At 42.9% G+C, this 12,469-nt stretch carries 6 protein-coding genes; 4 read left to right on the top strand and 2 right to left on the bottom strand.

The genetic code is table 11. The features are described from left to right. Positions 1-25: 25 nt before the first annotated feature. The 3 genes from fraD (at position 26) to V7K30_RS01655 (ending at position 2,836) form a co-directional block, all read left to right on the top strand. Complete coding sequence (gene fraD, locus V7K30_RS01645; RefSeq protein WP_334996474.1) at positions 26-1,033, top strand: septal junction protein FraD; 1,008 nt, start codon at positions 26-28, stop codon at positions 1,031-1,033. Positions 1,034-1,133: 100 nt separating this feature from the next. Further along, positions 1,134-1,913: an ABC transporter permease gene (locus V7K30_RS01650; protein ID WP_334996476.1), complete on the top strand. Its 780-nt coding sequence runs from the start codon at positions 1,134-1,136 to the stop codon at positions 1,911-1,913. Between the two features lie 266 nt (positions 1,914-2,179). Then, a complete protein-coding gene (locus V7K30_RS01655; protein ID WP_334996478.1) occupies positions 2,180-2,836 on the top strand; it encodes a pentapeptide repeat-containing protein in 657 nt (218 codons plus the stop codon). Between the two features lie 462 nt (positions 2,837-3,298). Here the strand turns inward: V7K30_RS01655 and V7K30_RS01660 are convergent, their stop codons facing one another. Both V7K30_RS01660 and V7K30_RS01665 read right to left on the bottom strand, forming a co-directional pair. After that, the gene (locus tag V7K30_RS01660) at positions 3,299-5,083 is read right to left on the bottom strand and encodes a diguanylate cyclase domain-containing protein (protein ID WP_334996480.1); all 1,785 of its coding nucleotides are present in this window, start codon (positions 5,081-5,083) and stop codon (positions 3,299-3,301) included. A gap of 183 nt (positions 5,084-5,266) precedes the next feature. Continuing rightward, entirely contained in the window at positions 5,267-7,213 is a 1,947-nt protein-coding gene (locus V7K30_RS01665) for a ShlB/FhaC/HecB family hemolysin secretion/activation protein (protein ID WP_334996482.1), read from the bottom strand. A gap of 207 nt (positions 7,214-7,420) precedes the next feature. Between V7K30_RS01665 and V7K30_RS01670 the strand changes: the two genes are divergently transcribed. Then, positions 7,421-12,439: a CHAT domain-containing protein gene (locus V7K30_RS01670; protein WP_334996485.1), complete on the top strand. Its 5,019-nt coding sequence runs from the start codon at positions 7,421-7,423 to the stop codon at positions 12,437-12,439. The last annotated feature ends 30 nt before the right edge of the window (positions 12,440-12,469 follow it).

The following is a 12,469-nucleotide window of genomic DNA, read 5'->3' on the forward strand; positions in this document are numbered from 1 at the left end:
TGATTAATCAGGTGGAAGGAGGAACATGAATACGCTATTTAAAGATGTATTTGGGGTTTTTAAATTTGCTGAAGGGCTTTATGCGGGAATTAGAAAGGTATTAGTTCCACCCAAAGCTTATTCTTGGCAGACATTTATTTATTTGAGTGTTTTCTCTTGGATACTTTCATATTGTGCTACAGGTTATATCAAAGATATTATTGCCTTTTTCGGTTGGTTATTTTTAATTGCCGGCACAGCTTGGTATACAACTGAAGATCCTTTGAGGGTTCCTGGTACTTTTATGCCAGTCGGGGCAGTAATCACTGGATTTTTAGTGAGTGTTTTTGCATTTGGAAATCAAGAAGATGTAATTACACCAAGAACAATAGTTTTTTGGCCGACAATTTCAGCACTAATTACGGCAATCCCAGAATTTATTGAAGGAAATGACACCGATGCTAAAGCTCGAATTCCTAAGCCAGAAGACCGCCAAAGAATCATAATTTTAGTTGCTAGTAGTATGCTGCTAAGTTGCTGGATTCAGTTTTACTTTGTGATGGATAATTGGTTACGACAATATCCCAGTTTGCAGGCAGATACTTTTAAACGTAGTACCTTTGTTGTCAGAACAGAACAACCAGTAAAAATCCCCACAAATGGCGTTGTAATTCTAGAGAAACTTCAACCACTAGTAGTAGATCAAATAGCCCAAACACCTTGGTCGGAAGTCGAGAAATGGTTGCTAGATGCGAAACAGCAGGTAGGAACTCTGGGTAGAGGAGTAATTCAAAAGAACTTGGGTAAATATGAAGAGAAGGAACTATGGCGCGTTGAACCGCGTGTAGCTAATACTAAATCTGGATATATATTAGATTTATTAAGTATTTGGATAGGCCCGAGTTCTAACCCACGGGGCTATTACTTGAAAAAATCTTGTCGGATTGAACCAGTTGCAGCAACCAGCAATTCAGGGAATAAGATTACAGTTGCAGAAATTGAATGCGATCGCCTCAGTAAATTTATTTCTGGATCACCGCCTCCGCAGCAGTGAGGGAGCAGGGGGGAAATAACCAATGCCCAATACCCAATTCCCAATTCCCAATTCCCCATACCCAATGCCCAATACCCCATACCCCATACCCCAATAAAAAATGACTATTAACAGAATTTTTGTATTGGCAAAGAATGTGTTTCAGGAAGTGGTACGCGATCGCATCCTATATATTATTGGTTTTTATGCGCTAATACTCGCCACTGCCTTCCGCGTCCTTCCTGAATTTGCAGCTACCACTGAAGACAAAATGTTTTTAGACTTTGGGATGGCGGCGATGAATGCCATCGGGTTAATTATTACGATATTTGTTGGTACGGGACTGGTTAATAAAGAAATTGAAAAACGCACTATCTTGATGCTAATTGCTAAACCTGTCAGCCGCAGCGAAATTATCGTCGGCAAATACTTGGGTTTATCCGCAGTCCTAGCTGTACTTGTTGCCACGATGACAGCAATTTATCTGGTATTTCTGCAATTTGGTAACATTCCTCATCCAACCGTGAGCATTCTAATTGCTGCAATTTTCTTATTTTTGCAGTTGTCATTAATCACCGCTGTATCTATTACTTTCGGTGTTTTTACTGGTTCTCTGCTAGCGACTGTTTTAACCTTTGCGGTATATTTAATCGGAAATATTACTCAAGATTTAGTACAACTTGGGCGTCTTAGCCGCAACCCTGGTATGGAACGTCTAACTCAAGCTTTGTTTCTCATCTTGCCAGATTTATCTCGATTAGATTTGAAAAATGATGCTGTTTATGGTCTGCAAGCACTACCTGACACAACTGCACTGATTACAAATACTGGCTATGGCTTACTTTATAGTGCCATGTTGTTAGCGATCGCTATTTTTATCTTTTCACAACGCGAATTTTAATCTTGGGCATGGGGGAGCCACCGCGCTGCTTCACCATAATCCAAAATCTAAAATTGAATGACTCCTGTTGTATGAATATTTCCTGACCTATGTCAGCATTTTTTGTTTTAAAACTACTTCAAAAGCCTATTTTCAGGTGATTGGCGATTTTTTGGGAATTTATTTTTGATTATTTACTCAGCTTATCTCCATTTGGGGTGTAATCTCAATATACGGTAACTACCACACTCGACCTTTGAGATAAATTACACCCAGAGGTGAATACCATGAAAAATTATGCCGATAAACAAGAATTTATATTAAGTCAAATCACAAATAAATATTTTCAGCGCCGAGATTTCAGTGGATGTGACTTGAGTGAAATCGACCTGGAAGGAATTGATTTAAGTGGTGTTAACTTCATAGGAGCGGATTTGCGTGGTGCAAATCTGTGTGGCTGTGTCCTCACTCGTGCTAATTTAAGTGGCGCAAATTTGATGGAAGCTAGCTTACGTGAAGCTAATTTGTATGAAGCATCTTTGTGTGAAGCTAATTTGACTAATGCTGATTTAACACGAGCAAATTTGTGCGGAACTTTTTTATGGCGGGTGAAATTCACAAGTAGTAATCTTTGGGGTGCTTCTTTATGTGATGCGGATTTAAGAGAAGCAGACCTAAGTAAAGCCAACTTAATTGAAGCATCGCTGATTGAAGCTAACTTAAATTTTGCAAATCTTGCAGGAGCAAAGCTATGTGGAGCAAAATTACTAGAAGCTAATTTGACTGAGGCCAACTTAACTGGTGCAGACCTGACATGGGCAAATTTAACCAAGGCAAACTTGAGTAAGGCAAACCTTTGGGAGACAAAGCTGATTTATGCGAAGTTTCGGGATACTATCATGCCCGATGGCACAATTGAGCAACCTCAGATAGTGATTTATTAGTCAGGTGTCATACCATTTCACTTTAATAATGATACAAATACGTTGGTAAGGGCATGGCAATGCCCATTGGTGTCAACTTAACTTGAAAGCCAGTCTAGAGCCAGCTTTTAGAGATTGTCTCGTTGTCTCATTCCCAGTCTCAGACTGGGAATGCCTAATGGGGGGGCTGCCGCCTCAAGACTTGCGGCAGAGCCGCAATGAAACAGCATTTCCAGCCAGAGGCTGTAAACGAGGTTTTAAAAGGGTTTTAGCTTAAGTTGACACGCATGGCAATACCATGCGCCTACGATAAATCTATGTGTATCAAGGTTTTCCTGAAATGGTATCAGGTTGAGATATTTTTTATCCTCCTTGTTAATTTTCAACCTGCCGCTTATCTTTTAAGAATTACTACTCATTTCGAGCGAACGAATCACACTTTTATAGGTATCCTGGCTGAACCCCTATTCATCCCCACCAGACTTAGAGTTTTGCAGCAAAAACCCACCTATTGCGTCCTTGTTCTTTAGCTTTATACAAAGCTTTGTCGGCTGCGTTAATCAAGTCTTGAGCTGAACTTTTAGCTGTTGGTCTTTGAATTGCCACACCTAAACTGACGGTCACAAAATATTGAAAGTTATTCTTCTTCATATGGGGAATCTTTAATTCTTGAATAGACTTTTGAATCAACTTAGTTACTTTAATAGCACCTGATTCGCTCGTATTTGGTAAAATGACAATAAATTCTTCACCACCATAACGAGCTAGTAGATCAGTAGGACGCTTTAATACAGCTTGTGCTGCACGAGCAACTTGTATTAAGCATTCATCCCCAGCTAGGTGTCCATAAGAATCGTTATAATCCTTGAAATAGTCAATATCAAATAGAACTAAAGATAAATAATTTTCAGTTAGTCTTAGTCGATTCCATTCCTGCTCTAAAAATTCATCAAAACAATGACGGTTTGCGATTTGGGTTAGAGCATCTAGCTTACTAAGTTTTTCTAGCTGAGAATTTGCGACTTCTAAAGCATGGTTCGCTTCAGCAAGTTGATTAGCTTGAGAGCGGGATTGCTCTAATAATTCGGAATGTTCTAAAGCTACATTAAACTGAGCTGCTAACTGTCGGATAAATTGAATTTCAGACGTTTTCCATTCGCGTGAACAACGGCACTGATGAACACATAGTAATCCCCATAAAGTTTTTCCTTTCATTAGAGGTGCAACAATTTGCGCCTTGATTTGAAATTGCTCTAACAGTTGAAGGTGGCAATCCTTTAGCCCAGCTTGATAAACATCTGATAATACTTGTATCCGCCCTTGGTGATAAGTAACTGCATATTTTTCACCAAAACAATTATCCTTCAACTTTATGGTGATCGTAGAATCGTAGTCAGGTAATACATTCTCGGAGACAAATTCACCAGAGGTATAGTTCGATCCCAGGTCAAATCGAAATATACTGACGCGATCAGTACGGAGAGCTTTACGAATTTCTCGTGCAGTAGTCTTAAACAAGGTGTCTAGATTAAGAGATTCACGAATTTCAGCAACTAAATTAAACAGAATATCCTGCTGCTGATTCGCTTTATACAGTTCTGCTGCTTTTTGTTCTGCTTGAGCTAAAAATTCTGCTTGTTTAACTGCAAATCCTAACTGCGTTGCAATCTGAGACAGAAACCGAATTTCTAATTTTTTCCATTCATGTAGCTGTGAGTGCTGATAAGCAGCAAGCACTCCCCACAGTTTTTTTCCAACAAAAATTGGTGCAGTTGCATAAGCTCGAATATGGAACTGTTCTAAAATTTCTAAATGGCATTGAGACAAGCCTGTTGCGTAGACATCTGAAACAACTAAAGTTTCATTATTACGATACCGTCCACCTTGATGTTCTTGTAGATAAGAGTCATTCCAAACTGTATTTTTTCCTAATGTGTCTACATCATCCCATCCAGTCTCTACAAACTCAAAGTCGCTGACAAATTCTCCACCCCAGTTTTCATAGAAACGATAGACGGCAATCCGCTCGACGCGGAGTAACTTGCAAGTTTCCTTAGTGGCTGTACGAAAAATTGTTTCTAACTCAAGAGAAGCTCGGATTTTGCTAATAACTCGGTAAAGCGCCCTTTCTTGCTCTTCTAGCTGCTGAATTTGAACGTGTTTATCATGCAGTTGAGTTTCTAAATTACTAACACTAGGCTGTCCTAAAAGCTTACAGAGTAGATTAGCAAATACTTTCGTGATGATATGTAAAGTTTTGTATAACATTAGAAAGATAATTTCAGTAATATTAGAGATTTGTAAATCAGTTAAAATATCCAAATTAGTTTTAATGAAAATGAAAATTGCGTGCGGGAAAGGGGTTAAGAGGTTAGGTTTTGCCTTAGCTTTTCCACATGATGTGAAAAGTCAGATTTTGGTAGTTACGCCAAAGGCTAACGCACCACTTCACTAGGGTTGATAGCGAAGGCTGAAGTAAAAGCCATCATCCTGGGCGTTATTACCACGATCGCTCAGATCGATAAATGGAAATCCATAATCGAGCCGCAAAAACAGATTATCAATTCCCATTGCCTGATTCCACAAAAATCCTAAGCCTGCGCCCACCAAAAAAGTTTGATCGGGTAGCTGATTGGGATTATTAGACTGATTCCAGACGGCTCCCATGTCTACAAATGGCGCAAGTTGAACCGTAGATAATCCAGATTCATTGCGCTGGACTGTGATCCGATCTTCGATCGCTACACGAAATCCATTATCCCCAGAGCGGATATTTTGGCGATATCCCCGTACAGATTGGCCACCGCCAATGACGAATTGTTGTGAAGGTAAAAGGCTATCTGGTGTTAACTGCAAGTCTGCTTGGATGAGCAACAGCTGATCGTTGCTAAGTTGCTGTACTCGCTGGACTTGACCCAACCAACTGAAAAAGCGACCATCAGGTATGGGATCGTTGTTGATAGTTGCATCTAATATGCCAAGGCCAAAACTAAATTGCGATCGCAAAAACCAGGCTCCTTGAGGTTCGCGCCTGATATAGTCTTGACCAAATTTAATTACACTGGTACGGCTAACTCCATTGGCATCAGGCCCAATGCCAAAGGGGGTTGCAAGGTTATCGAAAAGGAAGGTTTGACCATCTTCATAGGTAAATCCCAAGGATAGGGCAAATTCTTCTCTTGGCGATCGCATCAATGGTTGACGATAATTGATTTCATAAAGATCCTGGTTGGCCCGAATGCCAAACACATCAAAGGGTGGCTCAGTGATTTCGTTGCGATTAAATGCCGCTCTAATCTGCACCTTACCGTTCATGGCGTTAACGGGAACTTGATAGCTAAAATCAAAGGCATCGGAACCACCAGAGAGCGTGTGGTAATATGAACCAGCTAATTCATCTCCCATACCAGTTAAATTGCGATCGCGCAGTTCAACACCCAATCTTTCCGCCCCAATACTCGGAGGCGAATAATTATCTACACCCAAGCTACCAGTTAAAGGCTTTGCCTCTTCAACTCTGACAATGAGAATACTTTGACCAACCTTACCCGTTGGACGCAGCCGCGCTTCCACATTTGTAAATAAGGGATCGAGTCGCAACAGTTTCAGTTGTTCTTCGAGCTTACCAGTATTGAGAGGGATGCCGGCACCTAGTTGGATGCGACTACGAATATAAGATGGGTTTAATCGCCGCGTCCCTTCGATGTCAATCTCTGTCAAACGCCCTTCGATGACCCGAATTACCACAACACCATCTGCGGTAATAGGTTGTTGAGTGTCTGGAATCGCTCTGGAATTTAAATAGCCTTTATTTAGGTAAAGCTGGGTAATGGCATCTGCGGCTTGTCTGATTTCTTCTAAAGTCAAGTCCCGTTCTTCAAACGGTTTCACAACTGGATTAAAGTCCTTTTCACTAAAGACTGTGCTATCTACAACCTGGATTTTGCGAACCCGAATGCGTTGTGGTGGAGATGATTGGGGATTCGGTTCTAGTTGATTGGGGTCAGTTGTTGGCGAAGGTTCTGGTGTCTGTACTATTTGTAACTGTGCCTGACTGCTATTTTGAGCCGAGTCAGGTGTAAAGATATTCAGGCGTTGCATATTTGCGGAATGATTTAGCAACTTCCAAAATTCCCCCCCTGCTCCCCCTGCTCCCCCTGCTTGCCCCAATTCATCCCACTGTTCTACAACGCCGATATTCGCCGTAGCTCTAAGTCCATTTGCAGTTACAATCCAGACCGCAGACAGAATTAGCAAGCTGCACTGAAAACTGAAACTGTGCTTACTCAACTTACTAGTTGCCAAACTCCGCCAAATGTGTAACTGATGAGAGAAACAGACAATTCGTTGCTGAGTCGTCGTTCGAGGCTTAACATCAGTTTCTGTTTCTTTTCTCATTTATCCTCAGTGGGATGCCTTATCTTCCGACTTGGCTGATTTTGGTTTTTGAGTATGCTATGGGTGCATGAATATTTCAATATCATATTTTTGACATGCAGATTTCAGAAGATTTGTAACTAAAACTATAATTAACAGCGATTTATTCTAAGTGATAGTCCCTAGCATTATATTGTGGTAACAGGTAAAAAACTTGGGAATACTTCGATGTCACCACTGATCTCCATTGTCATCGTCAATTACAACCGGGAGTCTTACCTTAGAGAAGCGATCGCTAGTGTCTTAGCGCAGACATGGCAGGACTTTGAGCTACTAATTTGGGATGATGGCTCCACAGATGGATCAGTGGCGATCGCTCACGAATATGCTCAACAAGATGGGCGAGTGCGGGTATTCCAAGCACACCATCAGGGAGTTGCTGCGGCTTGTAAGGCAGCAATCAACCTAACCAGTGGCGCTTACATCGGTTTGGTAGACAGTGATGATATCCTAGCCCCTACCGCCCTCGCAAAAACTGCTACCGTACTCAACAGCCATCCCGAAACAGGATTTGTTTACACCGACTACTTAAATATTGATCAAGAAGGCAAAGTCATCGGCTACAGTCATCGCTGTGACATTCCCTACTCCAAAGAACGGCTGTTAGTAGACTTCATGACGTTTCACTTCCGCTTGATTCGGCGGTCGGTTTACGACCAGGTGGGAGGTGTTAACAAGTCGTTCCACTCTGCCGAAGATTACGACCTATGTCTACGACTTTCAGAAGTAGCCCAGGTGCGCCGAGTTAAAGAGCCACTCTACCTCTACCGGATTCATTCTCAAAGCATCTCTACTACTAGAAAAAAAGAACAAATACTCTGGTCTGGTAAGGCGATCGCTCAAGCACTTTGGCGACGCAGACTAGCAGAGAAGTTACAAATCGATGTAGAATTCCCCACAGGTCGCTTCATATTGCGGCGCAAAAAACCTCTACTGCCCAGCATCGCCGCTTCAGTGCTAGCTATTGTGCCGTTGGTGACAGCTATGAGTGCAGGATTAGCCCAAGCACAAAAAATTGTCCCTGCTACTGATGGTACAAACACAATTGTTACTCCCAACGGCAATCGACTTGATATCAGTGGTGGTACAACTTCTAGGGATGGTGTTAACCTCTTCCACAGCTTTCAACAATTTGGGATTCAACCAGAACAAATCGCCAACTTTCAAACCAGTCCAGCGCTGCAAAATATCCTTGGTCGAATCACAGGCGGGAATGCCTCCATTATTAATGGCTTAATTCAGGTAACAGGTGGCAATGCTAACCTTTTCTTGATGAATCCTGCCGGATTTATTTTTGGATCAAACGCCAGCTTAAATGTGCCTGGTGCTTTCACGGCAACAACAGCCAATGGTATTGGTTTTGGCAGCAGTTGGTTCAACGCCATCGGTGTTAATGACTACACTCGTTTAGTTGGAAACCCCAACGGATTTGGCTTTAGTACGAACCAGCCAGGAGCGATCGTGAATGCTGGAAATTTGGCAGTCGGGGCTGGGCAGAATTTGAATTTATTAGGCGGTACGGTGGTAAATACTGGGCAACTTTCGGCACCGGAAGGACAGATTTCTGTCACATCCGTACCAGGGGAAAATTGGGTGCGTCTCAGTCAGCCAGGAAATTTGTTGAGTCTGGAAATTCAGCCCCTCGCCTCTAGTAGCAACCAACCCAATAACTGGACAATTCCCATTGCATCTTTACCCGAATTGCTCACAGTTGGTAGCGCTGGGTTAACTGCCAATCCCGATGGGACTGTGCAACTGACAGGCTCTAATGTCACGATTCCGACAACTCCAGGTACAACGATTGTTTCTGGCAAAGTGAATGTATCAAGTAAAACAGGCGGTACGGTAACAGCTTTGGGTAAAAAAGTTGCAGTGGTTGATGTCAAGATTAACGCCTCTGGAACCAATGGCGGTGGCACTGTGCTAATTGGCGGTGATTATCAAGGTAAGGGGACTTTGCCCAATGCAGATCAGACTTATGTTGACTCAAACTCCGTCATTAATGCCGATAGCAATTTGAATGGAAACGGTGGACGCGTCATTGTTTGGGGTAACGATACAACTCAATTTTTTGGTAACATTTCGGCTCGTGGAGGAGCAAATGCCGGGAATGGTGGTTTTGTAGAAGTATCAGGCAAAAATTTCTTGACCTTTAGAGGTGTGGTAAATACTTCAGCCCCCAATGGCAGTTTTGGCACTTTATTACTAGACCCCAGCACATTAACTATTATCGATGGTGCAGCAGGGACAGGTGATTTTGATGCCACAGCTGGCAACATTGCTTTTAACGATGCAGATATTGGGGCTAATAACGTTTCTTGGGGTGCGATCGCCGCGTCGGGTGCAAATATCAACTTACAAGCCACAGGGAATATTACCATCAATAACATCACCGGAGCTACGCCCGGAGTAACTACCCCTGGTGTCGCTACATTAAACTTAGGCGGTGGTAGCTTCAGCTTAACTTCACAAAATGGTTCTGTAAACTTTGTTAATCCCACCAACACAATCGGCACAACCGGAGGAGCAATAAACATTTCTGGAGCCAGCCTATCACTAGGAAATCTAGACACAACTCGTGATTTCAGTAGAAGTGGGGATGTAAACTTGTCTGCGAGTGGAAACATTAGTGCAGGCAACATTATTGCCAGTGGACAGGGCTACTCAGCAGGTAATGTTCAAGTCATCAGCAGCAATGGTGGAATTACCCTGAATCAGATCAACACCAGCGATAGTGGAGGGATTGGTAATGCCACGGGGGGAACGGTAACTTTGACTGCGGCAGGCAATATCCTCACAGATACCATTAATTCCTCTTCCAGTGATGCTGGTGGCTTAGGTACAGGTGGCAATGTACAAGTAACAACCACCGCAGGTAGTATTACCACAAAGGCAATAAACTCGTCTGTAGTCAAGAACGGAGGTGGCGATTTTACCGGGGCGGCTGGTGCAGTCAGCTTAACTGCTAGAGATAATATCACCGTTAATGACGGCATTAACGCCTCAGCGATCGCCATTGGAGTCGATGGTACTGGAAGTGTTACAGGTGGAAACGTTACTTTACAGACCACCAATACCGCTGGTAGCAATATTCGTTTTACCACCATCAATACACAGTCCATAGCAGACCTTGCGAATGGTAACACTGTTCAAGGTGGCAATGTGCAAGTTTTGACCAACGGAGTAATTCAAGGAATAGGAGCGGGTGAAACGATCGCAACTGGTGGATTTTTTACTGGCGAAGGAGCTTCTACCGTTCAACCTTTAGCGGGAGGTACTGTTAAAATTCGACATGATGGTGGGCCAAACAATGTGCCATTTATCGTAGGTAATGCGAGTGTTAATGGCACAGCAGGGTCAATTAATACCGGAGGAAGTTCAATCACCTCTTTGGCTAGCTTTCCAGTTTTACCTAATGGTGGAGATGCGATCGGCACTCCAACCGGCATCACCATTACTTCCGTCAACACACCCCCTACACTGACGACAAACCCGCTCCTCTCATCCAATGCTCAAGCTAATCAACCCTTTACCTTCACATTTACCGCCAACACTAGCGATGTCAATCTAGATAACACCTCCGTTTTAATTGATACTGTCCAAGCAGGAACTCTGAGACGAGGCGATACGGTTTTAGCTGCGGGAGACACAATAGTTGTAGGTGAAACACTAAATTACACACCACCAATTGGTAGCACAGGGCTAATCAATGCTTTTACAGTCAGAGCTAGCGATGTTGTTTCATCCTCAACACCTATACAGGTAGCAATCAACATCAGACCAAACGACACGCCACCAATCGACAGGCCAGATCCTCCCCCCTGCACATTCCAATGCAATCCAGTTAAACCAGTTAACCCTGGCCCTGATAATCCTAAGATTAATGACCCTGTTATTAATACTGATGCCACTCCCGAAGGCGATTTCACAGATGATTTTGCCGACCATTTAGGCATCCCCACTCCTAGAATCAAAACACTAGATGATGCCAAAGAAATTGCTCGCAAAATTGAAGAAGCTACGGGTGTTAAACCTGCATTTATCTACACCAGTTTTGTCCCTGTGGAGATTAAACCACCAGTAAATTTTGGCAAAGCTAAAAAAATTACTAAACAGTTGAATACCATACCAGAGCAAGATAGCGACCAACTGGAACTAGTAGTAGTAACTGGAAAAGGTGATCCTATCCGCAAGCGCATCCCAGAAACGACCAGAGCCAAAGTTCTTCAAGTAGCTCAGGAATTTCGTGACCAAATCGTTAGTCCACAAAACCGTCGCCGCACCGGTTATTTGCGTTCATCTCAACAACTTTATCGCTGGATTATTGCACCACTAGAGGCAGATTTACAGGCGAGAGGAATCAATAATCTAGTCTTTTTACCAGACATTGGGTTACGTTCAACCCCAATGGCAGCACTTCACGATGGTAAGGGGTTTCTAGTAGAAAAATATAGTATTGGCTTGATGCCCAGTCTCAGCTTGACTAACACCCTTTATAAAGACATCAAAAAATCTCAAATTTTAGCGTTGGGGGTTTCCCAGAGTACTCAGGGACAAGAGCCTTTACCAGCAGTCCCCCTTGAGTTATCAACACTAGTGTCTAAACTCTGGCAGGGCAAATTATTGTTAGACAAACAAGCCACCTTAGAAAATCTCAAAACTATCCGCCGCCAACAACCTTTTGGGATTATTCACATGGCAACCCATGCCGATTTTGCTACTGGCGCTTTGAGTAATTCCTATATTCAACTATGGGAGGACAAATTACACTTGAACCAATTACGACAGTTGCGCTTGAATGAACCCCAAGTTGAAATGCTGGTGCTGAGTGCTTGTAGAACAGCCTTAGGGGATGAAGAGTCCGAGCTTGGATTTGCTGGTTTAGCAGTGCTGGCAGGTGTGAAAACTACTGTTGCCAGTCTTTGGTCGGTCAGCGATGCTGGTACAGCAGCGTTGATGACGAAATTTTATCAGAACTTGAAGACAGCCCCTATTAAGGCAGAAGCTCTCAGACAGGCTCAGGTTGCTATGGCCAAAGGGCAAATTTACGTAAAAAATGGTCAAATACAAGGTTTGGGACTAGTCGGGAACTTGCCTTTACCTACTGACAGTGTTGATGAAGCTGAACAATCCCTTATGCATCCTTATTATTGGGCTGGATTCACAATGGTTGGTAATCCTTGGTGAAGGAGGGAAAGTAACCTTACTCTTATCCCT

Source organism: Nostoc sp., from assembly GCF_036917655.1.
GTDB lineage: Bacteria > Cyanobacteriota > Cyanobacteriia > Cyanobacteriales > Nostocaceae > Nostoc.

What these genes read in the sequence shown, in the direction of transcription:
- fraD (WP_334996474.1), top strand. Translation starts at nt 26, where the DNA reads ATGAATACGCTATTTAAAGATGTATTTGGGGTTTTTAAATTTGCTGAA.
- V7K30_RS01650 (WP_334996476.1), top strand. Translation starts at nt 1,134, where the DNA reads ATGACTATTAACAGAATTTTTGTATTGGCAAAGAATGTGTTTCAGGAA.
- V7K30_RS01655 (WP_334996478.1), top strand. Translation starts at nt 2,180, where the DNA reads ATGAAAAATTATGCCGATAAACAAGAATTTATATTAAGTCAAATCACA.
- V7K30_RS01660 (WP_334996480.1), bottom strand. Translation starts at nt 5,083, where the DNA reads ATGTTATACAAAACTTTACATATCATCACGAAAGTATTTGCTAATCTA.
- V7K30_RS01665 (WP_334996482.1), bottom strand. Translation starts at nt 7,213, where the DNA reads ATGAGAAAAGAAACAGAAACTGATGTTAAGCCTCGAACGACGACTCAG.
- V7K30_RS01670 (WP_334996485.1), top strand. Translation starts at nt 7,421, where the DNA reads ATGTCACCACTGATCTCCATTGTCATCGTCAATTACAACCGGGAGTCT.